General features: G+C 67.7%; 20 protein-coding genes. 8 read left to right on the plus strand and 12 right to left on the minus strand.

What is annotated here, in order from left to right:
* Nucleotides 1-51 precede the first annotated feature (51 nt).
* From FZ983_RS15185 to FZ983_RS15215, 7 genes are all read left to right on the plus strand, one after another.
* Nucleotides 52-993 carry an ABC transporter permease gene (locus FZ983_RS15185; protein ID WP_149224337.1) on the plus strand — a complete coding sequence of 314 codons (942 nt, stop codon included), beginning with the start codon at nucleotides 52-54 and terminating at the stop codon, nucleotides 991-993.
* Nucleotides 994-1006: 13 nt separating this feature from the next.
* The gene (locus FZ983_RS15190) at nucleotides 1007-1915 is read left to right on the plus strand and encodes an ABC transporter permease (protein WP_149224338.1); all 909 of its coding nucleotides are present in this window, start codon (nucleotides 1007-1009) and stop codon (nucleotides 1913-1915) included.
* Nucleotide 1916: 1 nt separating this feature from the next.
* Entirely contained in the window at nucleotides 1917-3521 is a 1605-nt protein-coding gene (locus FZ983_RS15195) for a D-aminoacylase (protein WP_149224339.1), read from the plus strand.
* Between the two features lie 22 nt (nucleotides 3522-3543).
* On the plus strand, nucleotides 3544-3927 hold the full coding sequence (locus FZ983_RS15200) for a RidA family protein (RefSeq protein ID WP_149224340.1): 384 nt from the start codon (nucleotides 3544-3546) through the stop codon (nucleotides 3925-3927).
* A gap of 79 nt (nucleotides 3928-4006) precedes the next feature.
* The gene (locus FZ983_RS15205) at nucleotides 4007-5065 is read left to right on the plus strand and encodes an alanine racemase (protein WP_149224341.1); all 1059 of its coding nucleotides are present in this window, start codon (nucleotides 4007-4009) and stop codon (nucleotides 5063-5065) included.
* 34 nt (nucleotides 5066-5099) lie between these two features.
* Nucleotides 5100-6104: an ABC transporter ATP-binding protein gene (locus tag FZ983_RS15210; protein WP_149224342.1), complete on the plus strand. Its 1005-nt coding sequence runs from the start codon at nucleotides 5100-5102 to the stop codon at nucleotides 6102-6104.
* Nucleotides 6101-7102, plus strand: a complete 1002-nt coding sequence (locus tag FZ983_RS15215) for an oligopeptide/dipeptide ABC transporter ATP-binding protein (protein ID WP_149224343.1) — start codon at nucleotides 6101-6103, stop codon at nucleotides 7100-7102. The genes FZ983_RS15210 and FZ983_RS15215 overlap by 4 nt, the downstream gene beginning before the upstream one ends.
* 99 nt (nucleotides 7103-7201) lie before the next feature.
* Here FZ983_RS15215 and FZ983_RS15220 read toward each other — a convergent pair whose 3' ends face one another.
* Both FZ983_RS15220 and FZ983_RS15225 read right to left on the minus strand, forming a co-directional pair.
* Entirely contained in the window at nucleotides 7202-8452 is a 1251-nt protein-coding gene (locus FZ983_RS15220; RefSeq protein WP_149224344.1) for a DUF4427 domain-containing protein, read from the minus strand.
* Nucleotides 8453-8584: 132 nt separating this feature from the next.
* On the minus strand, nucleotides 8585-9064 hold the full coding sequence (locus FZ983_RS15225; RefSeq protein ID WP_149224345.1) for a VOC family protein: 480 nt from the start codon (nucleotides 9062-9064) through the stop codon (nucleotides 8585-8587).
* A gap of 282 nt (nucleotides 9065-9346) precedes the next feature.
* Here FZ983_RS15225 and FZ983_RS15230 point away from each other — a divergent pair, with 282 nt between their 5' ends.
* Entirely contained in the window at nucleotides 9347-9772 is a 426-nt protein-coding gene (locus tag FZ983_RS15230) for a VOC family protein (protein WP_149224346.1), read from the plus strand.
* A 36-nt stretch (nucleotides 9773-9808) separates the two neighbouring features.
* On the opposite strand, the gene FZ983_RS15235 is transcribed toward FZ983_RS15230, so the two are convergent.
* The 10 genes from FZ983_RS15235 to FZ983_RS15280 all read right to left on the minus strand — a co-directional run bounded on the left by FZ983_RS15235 (nucleotide 9809) and on the right by FZ983_RS15280 (nucleotide 20643).
* Entirely contained in the window at nucleotides 9809-10246 is a 438-nt protein-coding gene (locus FZ983_RS15235) for a CopD family protein (RefSeq protein ID WP_149224347.1), read from the minus strand.
* Between the two features lie 29 nt (nucleotides 10247-10275).
* Entirely contained in the window at nucleotides 10276-11226 is a 951-nt protein-coding gene (locus tag FZ983_RS15240) for a zinc-dependent alcohol dehydrogenase family protein (RefSeq protein ID WP_149224348.1), read from the minus strand.
* A 243-nt stretch (nucleotides 11227-11469) separates the two neighbouring features.
* A complete protein-coding gene (locus tag FZ983_RS15245) occupies nucleotides 11470-12429 on the minus strand; it encodes an isoaspartyl peptidase/L-asparaginase (protein WP_149224349.1) in 960 nt (319 codons plus the stop codon).
* Nucleotides 12430-12440: 11 nt separating this feature from the next.
* Nucleotides 12441-13274, minus strand: a complete 834-nt coding sequence (locus tag FZ983_RS15250; protein WP_149224350.1) for a M55 family metallopeptidase — start codon at nucleotides 13272-13274, stop codon at nucleotides 12441-12443.
* Nucleotides 13271-14350 (minus strand): P1 family peptidase, encoded by a 1080-nt coding sequence (locus FZ983_RS15255; RefSeq protein WP_149224351.1) that lies wholly within the window; start codon nucleotides 14348-14350, stop codon nucleotides 13271-13273. The genes FZ983_RS15250 and FZ983_RS15255 overlap by 4 nt, the downstream gene beginning before the upstream one ends.
* Nucleotides 14325-15221, minus strand: a complete 897-nt coding sequence (locus FZ983_RS15260; protein ID WP_149224352.1) for an ABC transporter permease subunit — start codon at nucleotides 15219-15221, stop codon at nucleotides 14325-14327. Before FZ983_RS15260 ends, FZ983_RS15255 begins: the two co-directional genes overlap by 26 nt.
* The gene (gsiC, locus tag FZ983_RS15265) at nucleotides 15218-16138 is read right to left on the minus strand and encodes a glutathione ABC transporter permease GsiC (protein WP_149224353.1); all 921 of its coding nucleotides are present in this window, start codon (nucleotides 16136-16138) and stop codon (nucleotides 15218-15220) included. The genes FZ983_RS15260 and gsiC overlap by 4 nt, the downstream gene beginning before the upstream one ends.
* Nucleotides 16139-16332: 194 nt before the next feature.
* Nucleotides 16333-17865 carry a glutathione ABC transporter substrate-binding protein gene (locus tag FZ983_RS15270; protein ID WP_149224354.1) on the minus strand — a complete coding sequence of 511 codons (1533 nt, stop codon included), beginning with the start codon at nucleotides 17863-17865 and terminating at the stop codon, nucleotides 16333-16335.
* 22 nt (nucleotides 17866-17887) lie between these two features.
* Nucleotides 17888-19801 carry a dipeptide ABC transporter ATP-binding protein gene (locus FZ983_RS15275; RefSeq protein WP_149224355.1) on the minus strand — a complete coding sequence of 638 codons (1914 nt, stop codon included), beginning with the start codon at nucleotides 19799-19801 and terminating at the stop codon, nucleotides 17888-17890.
* Nucleotides 19798-20643: a D-amino acid aminotransferase gene (locus tag FZ983_RS15280; protein ID WP_149224356.1), complete on the minus strand. Its 846-nt coding sequence runs from the start codon at nucleotides 20641-20643 to the stop codon at nucleotides 19798-19800. Before FZ983_RS15280 ends, FZ983_RS15275 begins: the two co-directional genes overlap by 4 nt.
* Between the last annotated feature and the right edge of the window lie 4 nt (nucleotides 20644-20647).

Below are 20647 nucleotides of genomic sequence, written 5' to 3' on the forward strand. Positions count from 1 at the left end.
CCTAACCCTCTCCCCGGGGGGGGAGAGGGGATTCTCTTTGGGACCGCAACCATGCTCGTTTACATCGTCCGCCGGTTCGCCGGCATGATGGTCGTCATGCTGCTCGTCGCCATGGTGGTCTTCGTGATCGCCCGCGTGGTGCCGGGCGATCCCGCCGCCGTCATGCTGGGGTCCTCCGCCACGCCGGAGGACATCGCGGCGCTGCGCGGCCGGCTGGGGCTCGACGAGCCGCTGCTGACGCAGTTCCTGCTCTATCTCGGGCAGATCGTCCGCTTCGACCTTGGCGAGTCCATCTTCCTCAACCGTCCGGTGGTGCAGGCGCTGGCCGAACGGTCGGAGCTGACGGCTCTCCTGACGATGATGTCGGTGGGGATCGCCATGCTGATCGGTGTGCCCATCGGCATCCTGTCGGCGGCCAAGCGCGGCGGGCTGATCGACCAGACCGCGGTCGGGCTGGCCATGCTGGCGGCGAGCATTCCCAGCTTCTGGATCGGGCTGACGCTGATCAAGTATCTGGCGGTCGACCATGCCTGGTTCCCGGTCGCCGGCTATGGCCCGCCCGAAGCCGACCTGATGGAGCGCATGCGCCATCTGGTGCTGCCGGCCATCGCGCTCGGCATTCCGAACTCGGCGCTGATCCTGCGCTTCACCCGCACCAGCATGCTGGACGTGATGAGCAATGATTACGTCCGCACGGCGCGGGCCAAGGGGCTGCCGCCGCTGGTCGTGGTGCTGAAGCATGCGTTGCGCAACGCGATGATCCCGATCCTGACGGTGATCGGCCTGACCACCGCGGTGATGATCGCCGGCGCCATCGTGACGGAAACCGTGTTCGGCCTGCCCGGCGTCGGCAACCTGATCGTCTCGGCCGTGCTGCGCCGCGATTATCCGGTGATCCAGGGCGCCCTGCTGGTGGTGTCCGCCATCTATGTGCTGATCAACCTGACGGTCGACCTGCTCTATGCCGTGGTCGATCCGCGGGTCCGTTATTGAGAGGGAGGGTTCCATGGCAAGCGTCCCCGCCGGTCACGGCAGCGTCCCCCTTCCCTCCTCTGCCAAGCCGCAGCGCAGCCGCTCGCCGGCCGCCCTGTTGCTGCGCCAGCTGTTCCGGCGCCGGCTGGTGGTGCTGTCCTTCCTGATCATGCTGGCGATCCTGGCGGTGGCGCTGCTGGCGCCGTGGATCACCCCCTTCAACCCGATGAAGATGGACATCCTCGGCCGGCTGAAGGCGCCGTCCGCCGCCCACTGGTTCGGCACCGACGAGTATGGGCGCGACGTGCTGTCCCGCGTGATGCTGGGCGCCCGGCTGTCGCTGCTGGTCGGGTTGCTGGTCGTGGTGGTCGCGACGCTGATGGGCACGCTGCTGGGGCTGGCCGCCGGCTATATCCGGCCGCTGGACGGCGTGCTGATGCGGCTGACCGACGCGCTGATGGCCTTCCCCGACATCCTGCTCGCCATCGCCTTCATGGCGGCGCTGGGGCCGTCGCTCTACAATGTCGTGCTGGCCCTCGGCATCGTCTATACGCCGCGCGTCGCCCGCGTGGTGCGCGCCGCCTGCCTCGTGGTGCGCGAGATGCCCTTCATCGAGGCGGCGACGGCACTCGGCGCTTCCACCCCGCGCATCGTCTTCCTGCACATCCTGCCCAACCTGATCTCGCCGATCCTGGTGCAGGCCACCTTCATCTTCGCCTACGCGATCCTGACGGAGGCGGCGCTGTCCTTCCTCGGCGTCGGCGTGCCGCCGACCACGCCGACCTGGGGCAACATGATCGCCGGCGCCCAGCAGTATTTCCAGCAGGCCGACTGGCTGATCCTGTTCCCCGGCTGCGCCATCGTCCTGACCGTGCTGTCGCTGCAGATCGTCGGCGACGGGCTGCGCGACGCGCTCGACCCCCGGCTGCAGAAGGCAAAGTGAGATGAGTGCCACCTTCCTCATCAAGGGCGCCCGCGTCATCGACGGCACCGGCGCCCCCTGGTTCCCGGCGGATGTGCTGGTGGAGCGCGGACGCATCGCCGCAATCGGCCCGATGCTGGACGCGCCGGACGCCGAACCGCTGGAGGCGCAGGGCCGTTTCCTCGCCCCCGGCTTCATCGACGCCCATTGCCACGACGACCTGATCCAGCTGCGCCAGCCCGGCCGGCCGGAAAAGGTGGCGCAGGGCGTCACCACCGTGGTGGTCGGCAACTGCTCCTTCGGGCTGTACCCGCAGAGTTCGGAGAGCGGCGGTCCCCTGCGCGAGCATTTCGGCAACCTGCTGGGCACGGTGTCCGATCAGGAGACCTTCGCCGATTTCGCCGGTTACCGGGCGGCACTCGACGGGCGCGGCACCGCCATCAACCTCGTCTCGCTTGTCGGTCACGCGGCCCTGCGCCTCGCCGTCATGGGCTGGCAAAACCGCGCCGCCACGACGGAAGAGCGCGAGGCGATGGCGGCCCTGCTGGCGGACCAGCTTCGCCAGGGCGCGCACGGCCTGTCGCTCGGCCTCGTCTATCCGCCCAGCGCCTGGGCCGACCGTGCCGAGCTGGTGCGGCTGGCGGAGGTGGTGGCTGATCATGGCGCCCTGCTGACCGCCCATGTGCGTTCCTACGAAGGCGGGCTGATCGCCTCGGTGGACGAGTTCCTCGACCTGCTGAAGGCCGGCGGGGCGAGCGGCCTGCTGTCCCACCTGCAAGCCGCCGGACGCCCCTATTGGGGCAGCCTGCCGCGGGCGGTGGAGCGGCTGGAGATCGCGCGCAGGGGCGGCACCGACGTCAGCTTCGACATGTACCCCTACCCCGCCGGCTCCAGCACCATCCTGCAGCTGCTGCCGCCCTCGGCGCTGGCGGGCGGGGTGGAGGCGCTGCTGGCGCGCATGGACGATGCCGACGGGCTAGCGGCGCTGCGCCGCGCGGTGGAGGACGGCGAGGCGCCCGGCGATGCCGGCTGGGAATCCAAGATCCGCCTGATCGGCTGGGAGAATGTCCGCATCGGCGGCGTTTCGGCCGACGACCTGCGCGATTTGGAAGGGTTGTCGCTGGCCGAGATTGCCGAGGTGGCGAAGGACTCCCCCTTCGACACGCTGGTCCGGCTGATCCGCGCCGACCGCGGCCGGACCAACATCGTCATGTTCCAGCTGGCGGAGGCCGATCTGGAAACCGCGCTGTCGCATCCGCTGCACATGCTGGGATCGGACGGGCTGCCGCGCGAGACCGGCAAGCCGCACCCCCGCGCCTTCGGCAGCTTCCCGCGCTATCTCGCCCGCGCCCTGACGGGCGAAGGCAAGCTGGGGCTGGAGGATGCCGTGCGCCACATGACCGCCGTCCCGGCCCAGAGATTCGGCCTGTCCGACCGCGGGCTGATCCGGCCGGGCATGGTGGCCGACCTGACCCAGTTCACCGCCGACGTGGCGGACCGCGCGACCTTCCAGGACCCGACGCGCCCGCCCCACGGCATCACCGACGTGCTCGTCGCCGGACAGTTCGTCCTGCGTGACGGCGGGCACACCGGCGCGCGTCCGGGCAAGGCCCTGGCCCGCGCCTGATATTTCAACCTGTGAGGACCGAATGACCAACCGCAAGCCGATCTTCGCCGAAAAGGGTGCGAAGCCCGCCGGCCAGTACAGCCACGCCATCGTCGCGAACGGCTTCGTCTATGTGTCGGGCCAGGGGCCGCACCATCCGGAGACCGGCGCGCTGCCCGAGGATTTCGCCGGCGAGGTGCGCCAGACCCTGCGCAACCTGGAGATCATCCTGAAGGCGGCCGGCACCGACCTCGCCCATGTGGTGAAGGTCAACAGCTACCTCAGCGACCTCGGCCGCTTCCAGGAATACAACGCGCTCTATTCGGAGTTCTTCCCGACCGAACCGCCGGCCCGCACCACCATCGGCTGCCAGCTGAACAACATCCAGGTCGAAATCGACTGCATCGCGGTCCTTCCGACGGCGTAACATCCTTTGCTTACGGCCGATCCCATGGCTCCACCGCCGGGGTCGGCCCTTTCCCCCATGTCGCCTTTGGAGCGGTCCCATGCGCGTCGACGAACTCGACACCCCCGTCCCCGTCATCGACCTCGACCGGGTCGAGCATAACCTGACCAAGATGCAGGAATACTGCGACCGGCACGGGTTGGCGCTGCGCCCGCACATCAAGACCCACAAGCTTCCCCAATTCGCGCTGCGCCAGATCGAGCTGGGGGCCGTCGGCATCACCTGCCAGAAGATCAGCGAAGCGCTGGTGATGGCCGAGGCCGGCTGCACCGACATCCTGCTGACCTACCCCATCGTGGGCGCCGCCAAGGTGAAGCCGCTGGCGGAACTGGCCGGCAAGACCAAGCTGACGGTGGCGCTGGACAACGCCGTCGCCCTCGACACCGTGGCCGCCGCCGCGGCAGAGGCCGGCGTCGAGATCGGCATCCTGGTGGAGTTCGACAGCGGCGACGGCCGCTGCGGCGTGCAGACCCCGGACGAGGTGCTGACGCTGGCCCGCCGCGCCGCCGGCAACGGGCTGACCCGCTTCCGCGGCCTGATGACCTACCCGCGAGGGCCCCGCACCGTGCCCTTCGTCGCCGAGACGCGCGCGCTGCTGGAAGGCGCCGGCATTGCGGTCACCACCGTGTCGGTCGGGGGCACCCCCGGCTGCTGGGACACCCACGAGCTTCCCGGCGTGACCGAGCTGCGCGTCGGCACCTACATCTATCACGACCGCGCCACCGTCGGCGCCGGGGTGGCGACGTTGGACGAGTGCGCCGTGCATGTCCACGCCACCGTGGTCAGCCGCCCCACCCCCGATCGCGCCGTTCTGGATTGCGGCAGCAAGACCCTGTCGAGCGACCGCGTCGCCCCGTCGGTCGGCGAGGGGTATGGCCTGATCCTCGACTACCCCGACGCAGTGATCGTCCGCGTCAACGAGGAGCATGCGGTGGTCGACCTCAGCAAGAGCGCGGAGCGGCCGGAGATCGGCGACCGCGTGCGCATCCTGCCCAACCATGTCTGCGTGGTGACCAACCTGCACGACCGCATGGCGATCAGCCGCAACGGCGAAGTCGTCGGCGACTGGCCGGTCCCGGCGCGCGGCTGCACCCGCTGACCTGTCTCGATAGCTCAAGTTACGGGATCCCGTCATGGACGCTGACCTCACGCTCGACATCCGCAACCTGCAAACCCACTTCACCGCCGATCCCGGCGTGTCGAAGGCGGTGGACGGCGTTTCCTTCGCGGTGCGCCGCAACGAGACGCTGGCCGTCGTCGGCGAATCCGGCAGCGGCAAGTCGGTGACCAGCCTGTCGGCGATGCGGCTGATCCCATCGCCGCCGGGCATCATCGCCGGCGGCGAGATCCTGTTCCGCGGCCGCGACGGGCAGGTGCGCGACCTCGCCCGCCTCAGCGAGCGCGCGATGCGCAGCGTCCGCGGCAACGAGATCGGTATGATCTTCCAGGAGCCGATGACCTCGCTGAACCCGGTCTACACCGTCGGCGACCAGATCGGCGAGGCGCTGCGCTACCACCAGGGCCTCGACCGCCGGGCGGCGCGGGCGGAGGCGCTCGCCATGCTGAGGAAGGTCGGCATCCCGGCGGCGGAGCGGCGGCTGGACGAGTATCCGCACCAGATGTCGGGCGGCATGCGCCAGCGCGTGATGATCGCCATGGCGCTGGCCTGCCGCCCCACCCTGCTGATCGCCGACGAGCCGACGACGGCACTGGACGTGACCATCCAGGCGCAGATCCTCGACCTGATGCGGCGGCTTCAGGAGGAAACCGGCACCTCGATCCTGTTCATCACCCACAATCTGGGCGTGGTGGCGGAGGTGGCGCACCGGGTGGTGGTGATGTATGCCGGCCGCATCGTCGAGGAGGGCGACGTCCGCTCCCTGCTGAAATCGCCCAGGCACCCCTACACCCGCGGGCTTCTGGCCTGCATGCCGCATCTGGGCCAGCGCCGCGGCGACGGCGGCCGGCTGCACGCCATCCCCGGCAGCGTGCCGAGCCCGGTGAACCGTCCGTTGGGGTGCACCTTCGCCCCGCGCTGCCCTCTGGCCGAGCCGGCCTGCACCGCCGCCGAACCCGTTCTGGAGCCTGTCGGCCCCGACCATTCCGCCCGCTGCCGCCGTTGGAGAGACGTGCAATGAGCATCGATACCGTTACCGAACAGCCCCTGCTGAGCGTCCGCAATCTGGAGAAGCGCTTTCCGGTGCGCGGCGGGCTGCTGCAACGGCCGGTCGGCTGGGTGAAGGCGGTGGACGACCTGTCCTTCGACCTGAACCGCGGCGAGGTGCTGGGGCTGGTCGGCGAATCGGGATCGGGCAAGACCACCGCCGGGCGCAGCATCCTGCGGCTGATCGAGCCGACCGGCGGCTCCATCCGCTTCAACGGGCAGGAGATCACCGGCTTGGGCACGGCCGAGATGCGGGCGCAGCGCCGCCGCATGCAGATCGTCTTCCAGGACCCCTATGCCAGCCTCGACCCGCGCCAGCGCGTGCGCGAGGTGATCGGGGAGGCTCTGACGATCCACGGCATCGGCACCCGCGCCGACCGCCGCGACCGCGTTGCCGCGCTTCTGGAGAAGGTCGGCCTGACCGCCGACGCCATGGACCGCTTCCCGCACGAATTCTCCGGCGGCCAGCGCCAGCGCATCGGCATCGCCCGCGCGCTGGCGGTGGAACCCGACTTCATCGTCGCGGACGAGCCGGTGTCGGCGCTCGACGTCTCGGTGCAGGCGCAGGTGGTGAATTTGCTGGGCGATCTGCAGCGCGAGCTGGGACTGGCGGTGCTGTTCATCGCCCATGATCTGGCGGTGGTGCGCTACATCAGCGACCGGGTTGCGGTGATGTATCTCGGCCGCCTGATGGAGATCGCGCCGAGCGATTCGCTCTACGAACGCCCGCGCCACCCCTACACCATGGCCCTGCTGTCGGCCGCCCCCGACCCGGACCCCGACGCGCCGAAGACCCGCATGCTGCTGGACGGCGACGTGCCGAGCCCGATGAACCCGCCGTCCGGCTGCGTCTTCCGGACGCGGTGCCCGTTTGCGCTGCCGGCTTGTGCCGAGCCGGAAGCGCGGGCGCTGCGCGAGGTGGCGCCGGGGCATTCGGTGGCGTGCATTCGGGATGATGTGGGGGTGGGGTGAGGGTTTGTTTTGCGCCATGAGCGGACATGGTCAATTTTTGCCTGTTGCAATCGTCCTAAAATTTAGGCAATTCAGGAAGTTTTCAGGCCGATAGAAATTTTATCTGTAGCTCCATGCATTATTAGAAAAGTAGGTGTCGCTACCATTTACATCTGCATAGAACGGAACTTCGTCAGCATTGTCAGAATTTAGAACTGAAAAATAACAACATTGTACTCCAAATTTTTCATTAATGACACGTGACAGTGTTTGCGTCATTTCCTCTCGTTGCCTCAGACTCCTGCCATCTGAATACTCATCAAGACGTGCTAAATAACGACCTTGAGAGTTAACGAAAACACGACCAGTGTGCAACAATGATCGGGCCAAAGGTGTCGTGCAATCGTGCAGCCAAAGCCAACACCCACCAAACTCACCATATTGCTCAGGACCGGCATGCTGTTCAACAGCCGCAACCTCAGCGGCAAAGGAGTTATTTGTCTGATTTATAAATTGTGGATCTTTATAGAAATACGCCCCGAGATTTATTGTTGCTTCTTGAAGTACTAGCGCCAACTGCTGTCGCTCCTGAATGTATTGCACCGAGTGCAGTTCATCGGTTACGAGCACAAAGCTAAATGTGTTTTCGTTAGCCACTCCCGAATCAACGAGTGTTAGCATGTCGCGCACAACCATTTCAGCTTGAGCGCGAGTCTTGACAATCGCTCCAATACCTGAAACTCTTTCTCTGTAAAAGTCTAGCCCGCTAATATCCGACCAATTTTCAACCGGGAGAGCATCTTGAGATTGCGTCAATGCATTTCTGCAGGGCCATCTCCATTCACGCTCATGTGTCCAATCAATCCGCTGGCCGCTTGAAGACACGTCAGACACATATCTGTATTGCTCAACAGGTGGCATTACATCAGCGGGAAAGATGCGAGGTCTTCCATCCGAACCGGAGGGCCAAACACTCAATTCCTGACTCAGCCCGTACACCACTGGGCGCGCACCTAGTCTTCGCATGTCATTCTTAGGAAAGACGAGTGCGACTTCTCCCATCGCTTCGCCACGAGCATGACGTAATTGACTCGCTTCTACGAACGCAGCGATCGGCATATCAGTGAAGCACACGGCGGGATCGGGTCCATAAATTGTCCGAGCGTTGCCGCGATAAGACCAAGTAGCCCACAGTCGACCATTGCGCAGTGCGGCGCGCAACATGAACATCGCCGGCAAATTAGTGCCTTCGTAAAGGCTATGCCAACCCATGTGCTCTGGCATATCAATAGCACTTTGTCCAAATAGATCGATATCTCGAAAGAAGTGGATCAAGTAATCGGAAAGATCGAAACGATGGCTGTTCCTCAAGATCTTCTCCTTACGTCAAATATATCAGCGCTTTCAATTTTCTTTAATATTAAAGTATAGCAGCAATCACTGCAAGGGGCCACTTCGGGTCATAAGCCGACGCACAGATTCACGGTGTTGCCCCGAAACCCCTCACCCCCTCCGCGCCGCCTTAATCGCCGCCACGTCGATCTTCGTCATCTCCATCATCACCTCGAACGCCCGCTTGGCCTCCTCTCCGCCCGCCGCCAGCGCATCCGTCAGCACGCGGGGCGTGATCTGCCAGGAGATGCCCCAGCGGTCCTTGCACCAGCCGCAGGCGCTCTCCTGGCCGCCGTTGCCGACGATGGCGGTCCAATAGCGGTCGGTCTCCTCCTGGTCGTCGGTGGCGATCTGGAACGAGAAGGCCTCGCTGTGGGTGAAGGCCGGGCCGCCGTTCAGGCCGAGGCAGGGGATGCCGGCGACGGTGAACTCGACCGTCAGAACGTCGCCCGCCTTGCCGGACGGGTAGTCGGCGGGGGCGCGGTGGACGGCGTGCACGGCGCTGTCGGGGAAGGTCTCGGCGTAGAAGCGGGCGGCGGACTCGGCGTCCTTGTCGAACCAGAGGCAGATCGTGGTCTTGGCGACGGCCATGGCTTGTCCTTTCGCGCTGGAACCGACTCCCCGGCATGGGGCCGTGTGCTGCTGGATAGGGTTTTACCACCGCAAGTGTCACGGTGGCGATAGGCCAGGCGTCCAGGGGCGCCATTCTTGACGCCCTCTCGCCCAAAGCATAGGATCCCGCCGTCTGAAACAGGTTAGGTTCGGGACGGTTGGCCCGGCCCCCGCCATGCGGGTCCTTCCGTTACCCAGGGTAACGGCCCAAGACTATCAGGGTGCGTGCATGATGCAGGCGCCGATAGCAGGGACGTGGACATGAAGCCGAGAATCTCCGTTCTGACGCTGGGCGTCGCCGACCTCGACCGGGCGCTTGCCTTCTATCGTGATGGCCTCGGCCTGCCCACCGACGGCATCATCGGCCGCGAGTTCGAGCATGGTGCGGTCGCCTTCTTCGATCTGGCGGGCGGATTGAAGCTGGCGCTCTGGGCGCAGGACGACATCTGCCACGACACCGGTCTGGCCAAAACTCCCGTCAGTTCCACCGCCGTCACCATCGGGCACAATGTCGCGCGCAAGAACGAGGTGGACGAGGTGATGGAGGCCGCAGGACGCGCCGGCGCCGAAATCGTCAAGACCGCGCAGGACACGTTCTATGGCGGCTATGCCGGATATTTTCGGGATCCGGACGGGCATCTGTGGGAGGTCGTCTGGAACCCCCATCTGCTCCCTGCCGATAACTGACCAAGCGCAGGCGACACCGGTCCGTCGGGCTTCGGCTCAATAGGGCTTCACCACCACCAGCGTGACGATGGCGATGACCCCGGCGATCACCACCAGCGGGGAGAAGCGCAGCAATGGCGAGACCGGCCGGACACCCGACGTGGGCGCCGGTTCGCCCAACCGGCGCAGCCCGGCGGCGAGCGTGCCGTGCAGGGCGGACAGGACGACGACGATGGCAACCTTCGCCACCAGCCATGGCTCGAAGCCCCAACCGCCCCACAGCACCAGCGTGATGCCCAGCAACCAAGCGAGGCCCATTGCCGGAGAGGTCACGCGGCGGTCCCAGCGCGATGTTGCGCGCAGGATGCGGGCCGGACCCTCCCCGGTGGCGGTCGTGGAGTCCAATGCGCTGATCAGGATGGCGGCGACGGACATCCCCGCGATCCACACCGTCACCGCGGCGACGTGCAGCCCGATAAGCCAGATATACTCCACGACCGTCCCTCAAGAGCCTCGCCTGGGCGTCAGGCGCCCACCTGGAGGATGATCTTACCGCGGCCGTGGCCGGAATCGAGCCGTTCATGCGCCTTGCCGACCTGCTCCAGCGGCAGGACGGCGTCGACGATCACCTTGGCCTGCCCACGCTCGAACAACGGCGCCATCTCGCGCAGGCGGGCGCCCTCGCGGGTCAGGAAGGTGCCGTAGAGGGTCTGGTTCTTCACATAGAGCGCATCCAGGTCGCCGGTCGGCGGCAGGATGGTGGCGATGCGGCCGAAGGGGCGGGTCACCTGCGTGCTCATCGGCACATTGCCGCCGGCGGTGTCGAAGGAGGCGTCCACCCCCGCCCCGCCCGCCTCGCGCAGGATCTGGTCCACCACGTCGGTGTCGCGGTAGTCGAGCGTCACGTCGGCGCCGAGATCGCGCATCGCCTCGTGGTTGGCCTTGCTGGCGGTGGCGAGCACGCGGGCGCCGGCCGCCTTGGCGAACTGGATGGCGAAGCTGCCGACGCCGCCGGCCCCGCCATGGATCAGCACCGTCTCGCCCGGCCGCACCGCCAGTCGGCGGACGATGGCCTCCCACGCCGTGCCGCCGGCCAGCGGGATGCCCGCCGCCTCGACATGGGAAAGGCCGGGCGGCTTGTGCGCGACGATGGACGCGGCGGCGACGGTGTATTCGGCATAGCTGCCGTTGGGATTGCCGAAGATCTCCGGGGTGTAGAACACCTCGTCGCCGGCCTTGAAGCCGGTCACGCCGGGGCCGACCTCCTCCACCACGCCCGACACGTCATAGCCGAGCACCGCCGGAAAGGGGATGCCGGCCCAGCTGCCGGCCTGCCGGATCTTGGCGTCCACCGGGTTGGTCCCCGACGCCACCACCCGCACCAGCAACTCGCCCGGCCCCGCGACTGGGCGTGGCCTGTCCTGAAGTTCGAACACGTCGGGACCGCCGAACCGCGAAATCACCATCGCACGCATGCCGTCATCCTCCAATCCAGGCGTTGCACCGTTGAAGCAGCAACGTGGGAAGCCGCCCGCCGCCTGTCCAGCGGGGGAAACAGGATCCCCCTCTCCCCCCCGGGGAGAGGGTCGGGGTGAGGGGGATGCACAGCGTGGCTTTGGTGGGAGCCGGGAGTGCGCGATGCTTGGGAATCCTCGCCATGCGTCCCCCTCACCCTAACCCTCTCCCCAGGGGGGAGAGGGGACTTTCCCGTCGGAGGGTCAGCCGATCCGGAACTCCTCGCGGTGGATCGCGGTCATCGCCAGCCCTTCCGGCCCGATGGCACCGCGATACATGCCGGAGCAGTTGAAGGGCAGTGCCACCCGGCCGTCGCGGTCGATGGCGACGAGGCCGCCGGAGCCGCCGATCACGCCCAGCTCGTCCACCACGTCGGCGGCGGCGCGCTCCAGGGTCTGGCCGGCCCAGCGCATGCGGGCGTCGATCTCGTGGGCGGCGCAGCGGCGGATGAAATGCTCGCCGTGGCCGGTGGCGGAGACGGCGCAGGTGATGTTGTCGGCGAAGGTGCCGGCGCCGATCACCGGGCTGTCGCCGACGCGGCCCTTGGCCTTGGCGGTCATGCCGCCGGTCGAGGTCGCGGCGGCGAGGTTGCCGTCGCGGTCGCGGGCGACGGCGCCGACGGTGCCGTGGCGGCGCTGCTCGTCCCCGTCGTCGGGGGCGCCGGCGCGGCGGCGCTCCAGCTCCGCCTGCAGGGCGTCCCAGCGCGGCTGGGTGAAGAAATAGGGGGCTTCCTCCATCGGCAGACCCTGGCGGCGGCAGAGATCCAGCGCGCCCTCGCCGATCAGCAGGACATGCTCGCTGTGCTCCATCACCGCGCGGGCGGCCAGGATGGGGTTGCGCGGGCCGAACAGGCCGGCCACCGCACCGGCGGCGCGGTCGCGGCCGTCCATGATGGCGGCGTCCATCTCCTGCTTGCCCTCGGCGGTGAAGACGGCGCCGCGGCCGGCGTTGAACAGCGGCTCGTCCTCCAGAGCCATCACGGCGGCGGTGACGGCGTCGAGCGCGCTGCCGCCGTCGGCCAGCACCTCGTGCCCGGCGGCGAGCGCCCGGCGCAGGCCTGCATGGTAGCCCTCGGTCAGCACGGGCGTCAGGGCGTTGCGCTTGATGGTGCCGGCGCCGCCATGGATGGCCAGCGCGAAGGGCTGCGGTTGGGTGAAGCTCATGGGTGCGGGTCTCAGCGCAGGGCAGCCGACATGGCCGACAGGGTGTTGATCCAGCCGAGCACGGCAGCCATGCTGGCGGCCGGCAGACGGACGGTGACGGGGTTGAGGCGTTCGGAAACGGGGATCAGTACCGCCAGATCGGCCAGCGCCGGGCTGTTCATCTCGATCTCCAGCCGGTAGGGCACGCCATCGGCTTGCGGCGGGACGCGGAAGGGCGGGATGCTCGATGCCCGGCGGACGGCGCGGGCAGCGGCCTCGCGGATGCGGTCGCGGGCGACCTTGGGCGCTACGGAGCGGGCGGCGCGCTGGCCGAGCGCCTGCTTGACCACCACCCGTTCGGACTCCGGGAACAGCGGCGCCATCTCTGCGGCGAAGCGGTCGTCGCCGCTCAGCAGGATCACCGGCACGCCGATCTCGCCGGCATAGGCGCCGTAATTGCCGGCCTCGCCCAGTTCCAGCCCGTTCACCCGGACGCGGCCGAAGGCGAAGCTGTTGGTGGTGTGGGCGAGGATGCCGTATTGCCGGGCCGAGGTGTGGAAGCCGACGCACATCACCCCGGCAGCGTCCGGCTCCAGCCCGGCGAACATGCCGATGGGCTTGGGCCGGCCGAGGATCAGTTCGGCGGCGGGGTGAAGCTCGTCCGGCAGCAGGTTGACCATCGGGCCGTGGCTGTCGTTGACCAGGATTTCGCTCGCCCCGCCCTCCAGGGCGCCTTCGATGGCGGCATTGACCTCGGCGGTCATCAGGCGGCGGGCGCGCTCATACTCGGTGTTGCCCTGCGTCACCTGCTGCTGGGAGACGACGCCGGCAACGCCTTCGATGTCGGCGGAGATGTAGATCTTCACGGAGTGCTCCCGGATGTCAGGGCATCGGATAGGCAAGGCCGGCTGGCGCCGTCGCGGCCGACCACCGGAGTGGCGGCGGCGAGCGCGTCGAGAACGGCTTCCTGCGTAGCGTCGGCCATCGCTTCGAACAGGGCGTCGATGCGGCGTTCGTTCAGCATGCGCAGGACCAGGATGTCGGCGGATTCGTCATGGTCGATGCGGTTGGCGGTGGTGAATCCCAGCGCGATGTCGCCGCTGCCATGGCCCCAAAAGGATCCCACCCGCGCGAGCCCGACCCCGGCGCGGCGGATCACCCGGCGCAGCTGGCGGTGATCGAGCGGCACGTCGGTGGCGGCGATGACGATGACGGAGCCCTTTTCCGGCGCGTCGTCCTTCGCCGGCGGGGCGACGCGGCGGCCATCGGGGAGGCGCAGCTCCCCCGGCCGGCCGAAATTCGCCAGGACAAGCAGGCCGATGTGATGGCGTTTGCCGTCCAGCTTCAGCCGGCGCGACGACGTGCCGATGCCGCCCTTGAAGCCGAAGCAGGACATGCCGCGCCCGGCCCCGACCGATCCGACCGCAACCTCGGCGCCGTCCGGCTCCGACAGCGCGGCGGCCAGGGCGGCGGCGGCGTGGGCCTCGGTGACAGCCAGCGCCTGGATGTCGTTCAGCGGGCCGTCGTTGCACTCCATCACCACCGGGTTGACGGTGGCGGTGGTGCGGCCGATGTCGGGGTTGGCGGCGATGGCGTGGCGGACCAAAGCGGTGGACGCCGTGCCGACCGACAGGGTGTTGGTCAGCAGGATCGGGGTTTCCAGCGCGCCGAGTTCCTCCACCTGCATCAGGCCGACGCTCTTGCCGAAGCCGTTCAGCACTTCGGCGGCGGCTATGGGCTTGTCGCGGTAGAGGTTGCCGGCATGGGGCAGGATGGCGGTGACGCCGGTCTGGATGGCGCCGTCATCAAGCGTGACATGGCCGACGCGCACGCCTGGAACGTCCGTGATGGCGTTGCGCGGCCCCGGCGTCAGCCGGCCGCAGGCGAGCCCGAAGGCCCGCGCGCGCTTTGCCGGTTCAACGGAGTTTCGGGTCGAGGGCATCGCGCAGTCCGTCGCCGAGCAGGTTGAAGGCCAGCACCGTCAGGAAGATGGCGAGGCCGGGATAGAAGGTGACATGGCTGGCGACGCCGATGTAGCTGCGCCCATCGGCCAACATGGCGCCCCATTCCGGGCTGGGCGGCTGGGCGCCGAGGCCGATGAAGCTGAGGCTGGCCGCCGTCAGGATCGAGGTGCCGATGCGCATGGAGACATAGACGATCACGCTGGGCAGCGTGCCCGGCAGGATGTGGCGGACCATCAGCAGCCGGTCGCGCACGCCGATGGCGCGGGCGGCGTCGACATAGACCGCGCGCTTCAGCGACAGCGTGCTGCCGCGCACGAGGCGGGCGAAGACCGGCACGCTGAAGATCGCCACCGCATAGATGACGTTCTCGATGCCCGGACCCAGGATGGCGACGATGCCGATGGCCAGCAGGATGCCGGGGAAGGCCAGCAGCACGTCGCAGATGCGCATGATCAGGCTGTCGATCCAGCCGCCGCGGAAGCCGGCGATCAGCCCCAGCGCCACGCCGGCCACCCCGCCGAGTAGGACCGACAGCAGGCCGACCGACAGCGAGATGCGGGCACCCCACAGGATGCGGCTGAAGATGTCGCGGCCATAGGCGTCGGTGCCGGCCCAATGGTCGGCCGACGGGCCTTCAAGGATGCGGTCGTAGTCGAAGGCAGCCGGATCGAACGGCGCGATCCAGGGAGCGGCGGCGGCAGCCAAAGCCAGCGCCAGCAGACAGATGCCGGCCGCCATGGCGGTGCGGTTGCGCCGAAACTTGCGCCAGAACTCGCGCAGCGGCGAACGGACGGCTTCGTGGCCCGTATTTTGGCCGGCGGCCACGCCGGTTGCGTCTGTCGTGGTCATGAGTAGCGAATCTCGGGGTTGGCGAAGGCGTACAGCACATCGACCAGCAGGTTGATGATGATGAACTCCAGCGAGAACAGCAGGATCTCCGCCTGGATGACGGTGTAGTCGCGGTAACTGACGCTATCGACCAGCAGCCGGCCCAGCCCCGGCCAGGAGAACACCGTCTCCACCACGATGGACCCGCCCAGCAGGAAGCCGAACTGCAGGCCGACCATGGTGATGATCGGGATCAGCGCGTTGCGCAGCGTGTGCTTCCACACCACCAGCCGGGCGGGTACGCCCTTGGCCCTGGCGGTGCGGACATAATCCTCGCGCGCGATCTCGATGAAGGCGGAGCGGGTGAAGCGCGCCATCACCGCGGCGACGCCGAGACCGAGCGTCAGCGACGGCATGACGAAATGCTGCCACGTGCCATAGCCGCTGGTCGGCAACCAGCCGAGCTTGACCGAGAACAGGTCGATCATCAGCAGGCCGAGCCAGAAGGACGGGAAGGCGATGCCCGACACCGCGACGATCATGCCGGCATGGTCCTGCCAGCGCCCACGCTTGGTGGCGGACGCCACGCCGATCAGCAGCCCGGCCAGCGTCGCCCACGCCATGGCGGCGACGGTGAGGTAGAGCGTGGGCATGAAGCGTTCGCCGATCTCCTGCGACACCGGCCGCTTGGTCTTCATCGAGCGCCCGAACTCGCCCTGCACCGCGTTGCCGAGGAAACGGCCATACTGCACCCACAGCGGCTGGTCGAGGCCGAGGTCCTGGCGCACCAGTTCGACGTCGCGCTGGGTCGCATCGGGACCGGCAACCAGCCGCGCCGGATCGCCCGGCAGCAGATGGACGAAGCCGAAGACGAAGACGGAAATCACCAGCAGAACCGGCAGGATGCCGGCGACACGGCCGACGAGATATTTCAGCATGGGGCAGAGGTCCTGGTGGAGGGCCTGGAGGTGCGGGGGGTGGATTCTTGGGGGCGTTAGACCCCCACCTAACCTCCCCCGCTGGGCGGGGGAGGGACTGCCGCCACTCTCCCGCCTAAGCACTTAGTCCCCTCCCCCGCCCAGCGGGGGAGGGTTAGGGTGGGGGTCAAACCTCCCCACCCCCACACTTCACATCACTGCAGATCGGCCTCTTCCATCTGCAGGCCGCCGTCGGCGACGTAGTAGAAGCCGGTCAGCTTCTTCGACTTGCCGGCCAGCAGGTTCTCGACGCCGAGGAAGATCCAGGGCGCGTCCTTCCAGATCTGCTCCTGGGCAACGCGGTAGGCCTCGGCGCGCTTGGCGTTGTCGGCGGTGCCGATGCCGGTCTCGATCGCGGTGTCGACCGTCTCGTTCTTATAGTAAGCCACGTTGAAGAACTTCGGCGGGAAGCCCTTGCCCCACAGCAGCGGACGCAGGCCCCAGTCGGCATCGCCGGTCGAAGCCGACCAGCCGCTGTACTGCATCTGCACCGTGGCATCCTCCGGCTTTTCGACGCTCCAGACACGGGAGGCCTCGACACCGGCTTCGAGCGGGGTGACGGTCAGCTTGACGCCGACCTGGGCCAGCTGCTGCTGCACGAACTGCATGCCGCGGATGAAGTTGGTGCTGTTGCGGCCGATCATCTCGGCCTCGAAGCCGTTCGGGTAGCCCGCTTCGGCCAGCAGCGCCTTCGCCTTGGCAAGGTCGTAGGTGTACTGGTTCGGCTGCGAGACGTGGAAGCCCAGCTTGGACGGGATGGCCGAATCCAGCGGGCCGGCATAGCCGCGATAGACCACCTTCGCGTAGGCGTTCTTGTCGATGGCGTAGTTCAACGCCTGACGGACGCGCGGGTCGTTGAACGGCTTCTTCATGGTGTTCATCGCCACATAGCGGGCGATGATCGACGGGGCGTCGATGATCTCCAGCGCCTGGTTGGCTTCCACCATCTTCACCATTTCCGGCGGCAGCGGATAGATGAACTGCGCCTCGTTGGTCTGCAGCATGGCGATGCGGCTGCCGTTCTCCGGCACGCTCTTCAGCGTCACGCGGTCGACCTTCGGCAGGCCCGGCTTCCAGTACTTGTCGTTCTTCTCGACCTTCAGCGTGTCCGCTTCCCAGCTGACGAACTTGTAGGGGCCGGTGCCGACCGGGTGGCGGCCGATCTCCTTGCCGAAGGTCTCCAGCGCCTTCGGGCTGTGGATCATGGCGCCGGGGTGGGCGAGGTTGTTGTTCAGCGCGCCGAAGGGCTGCGACAGCTTCAGGGTGATGGTGTAGTCGTCGACCACCACCGATTCGGCCAGCATCGCCAGCAGGCTCTGGCGCTTCAGACGGTTGGCCGGGTTGGACAGGCGGTCGAAGTTGGTCTTCACCGCCTGGGCGTTGAAGGGCGTGCCGTCATGGAAGGTGACGCCCTTGCGCAGGCGATAGGTGTATTCGGTGGCCGTGTCGTTGACCGTGAAACTTTCCGCCAGCAGCGGGACCAGCTTCATCTCCTTGTCGAAACCGAACAGGCCCTGCATCATCGTGCGGCTGGCCGACTGCGACAGGGTGTCGTTGATGTCGGCCGGGTCCAAACCGGTGATGTTGTCGGGAAGGCCGACCACCAGAGTCTTGGCGGCGAAGGCCGGACCGGCCAGCGCGGTGCCGGCGAGCAGGCCGGCCAGCAGGGGAAGAGCGAAACGCGTCACGTGATGTCTCCCTTTTCTTGATTCAAAAGTCGCCGCCGACGGGGTGGCGGGCGACGAAATGGTCATCGCCGACCGGCACCAGCGGCTGCACCGCCGGCTCGTCGCCGATGGCGCGGATCGGGCTGGGGATCTCGCCGGTCAGAAGCCGCAGGTCGCGGGTGCGCCGGCTGGGATCGGCGATCGGCACGGCCGCCATCAGGCGGCGGGTGTAGGGGTGCTGCGGATTCTCGAACACCGCGCGGCGCGGACCGAGTTCGACGATCTGGCCGAGATACATGACGGCGACGCGGTGGCTGACCCGCTCCACCACCGCCATGTCGTGGCTGATGAACAGGTAGGACAGGCCGCGCCTGGCCTGCAGCTCCATCAGCAGATTGACGATCTGCGCCTGGATCGACACGTCGAGCGCCGCCACCGCCTCGTCGGCGATGATCAGCTTGGGATCGCAGGCGATCGCGCGGGCGATGCAGATGCGCTGGCGCTGTCCGCCCGAGAACTCGTGCGGGTAGCGGCGCGCGTGCTCCGGCTTCAGGCCCACCTGGGTCAGCAGCTCCGCCACCCGCTCCTCGATGGCGCGGCGGCGCGACACGCCCGGCCTGGATGTGGGCACATAGTCGTGGACCAGCATCGGTTCGGCGACGCTGAAGCCGACGGTCATGCGCGGGTTCAGCGAGGCGAAGGGATCCTGGAAGATGTACTGGATCTTCTCCTTCAGCTTCGCCTGACCGTTGGAATCCAAGGTCGCGGTATCGGTGCCGTCGAAGCGGATGCTGCCGGAGGTGGCGGACTGCAGCCCCATGATGGTGCGGCCGGTCGTCGACTTGCCGCAGCCGGATTCGCCGACCAGCGCCAGGGTCTCGCCCGGACGGACGGCGAAGCTGACCTTCTCCACCGCATGCACGCGGGCCTTCAGCGATCCGAAGATGCCCTTGCGCACGTCGAAACGGGTGGTGAGGTCGCGCACCTCCAGAAGCGGGGCGTCGACGGCGCGCACGGTGTCCTGTACCGGCGGCGGAGCCGGCGGCGCTGCTTCGGCCTTCGCGTCGTCCACCACCAGCAGGGGGAACCGCATCGGCAGGTCCTGGCCGCGGAGCGCGCCCAGCTTCGGCACGGCCGACAGCAGCGCCTTGGTGTAGGGGTGCTGCGGCGCCTGGAAGATGCGCTCTACCGTGCCCTCCTCCACCTTGCGGCCGCGCCACATCACGACGACGCGGTCGGCCACCTCCGCCACCACGCCCATGTCGTGGGTGATGAAGATGACGCCCATCCCCATCTCTTCCTGCAGCAGACGGATCAGCCGCAGGATCTGGGCCTGGATGGTGACGTCCAGCGCCGTGGTCGGCTCGTCGGCGATCAGCAGCGACGGCTTGCAGGACAGCGCCATGGCGATCATCACGCGCTGGCGCATGCCGCCCGACAGCTGGTGCGGGTGACGGTCGAGCAGCCGGGCCGGTTCGGGAATCCGCACCTTTTCCAGCATGCGCAGGGCCTCATCCCGCGCCGCCTTACGGTCGAGACCCTGGTGCAGCATCACCGCCTCGGCGATCTGGTCGCCGATGGTGAAGACCGGGTTCAGCGACGTCATCGGCTCTTGGAAGACCATGGCGATGTCGTTGCCGCGCATGTCGGTCAGCGATTCGGCCGGCGGGGATGCCAGGTCGCGTTCGCGCCCGTCACGGCCCTTGAAGCGGATGCGCCCGCCAACGATGCGGCCGCCGGCATAATCGACCAGCCGCATCAGCGACAGCGAGGTCACCGACTTGCCGGAGCCGGATTCGCCGACGATGGCGACCGTCTCGCCCGGCGCCACGGTGAAGCTGACGTCGTCGACCACGCGCACGGGACCATGCTCGCCGTCGAAGGCGACGCTCAGCCCCTCTACCGACAGCAGGGCCGGCGCGGTGTCGACCGCCCGCATCGCGGCGGCGCCGCTCATCGTCCCAGCCTCTCGGCGAACAGCGCGAACATGCGGCGCCACACCATGCCCGGCGCGCCGGTGCCGACCGGCTTGCCGTTCAGGCTGGTGACGGGGGTGATTTCCTTGGTGGTGCTGGCAATCCAGATTTCGTCGGCCGTCTCAAGCTCAGCCGCCGGGATGTCGCGCTCCTCCAACCGCAGGCCGGCCTCGGCGGCCAGGCGCAGGATGACAATGCGGGTGATGCCTTCCAGGATGCGGTTGTCGTTGATCGGGGTGGCGATGACGCCGTCCTTCACCACGAAGATGTTGGTCGCGGCCCCCTCGGTCACCAGACCGTCGCGCAGCTGCAGCGCATCGACCACGCCGGCATCGGTCGCCGCCTGCTGCGCCAGCACGCTGCCGAGCAGCGCCACCGTTTTGAGGTCGCAGCGGCTCCAGCGGATGTCGGGGATGGTGATGGCGGCGACACCCTGGTCGCGCCAGGAAGCCGGCGGGCGCTTCAGCGGGCTCGCCATGCCGAAGACCGACGGGGTGACGCCGGCCGGGAAGGCATGGCCGCGGCTGGATGCTGCACCGCGCGTGACCTGGAGATAGACGGTCAGGTCGCCGTCGATGCCGGAAGAGGAGGCCAGCCGCTCCATGATGTCCAGCCAGTCGCCGGCCGACAGCGTGCAGTCGATGCGCAGTTCGGACAGGCCGCGCTGCAGGCGGGCGATGTGCGCCTCCGGCTCGAACAGGCGGCCATTGTAGGCGGCGGTCACCTCATAGAGGCCGTCGGCGAACAGGAAACCGCGGTCCAGCGGCGACACATGGACCTCGTCCAGCGGCAGGTAACGCCCGTTCCAATAGGAGATCGTCATCGCT

The organism is Azospirillum sp. B21, assembly GCF_008364825.1.
Taxonomy (GTDB): domain Bacteria; phylum Pseudomonadota; class Alphaproteobacteria; order Azospirillales; family Azospirillaceae; genus Azospirillum.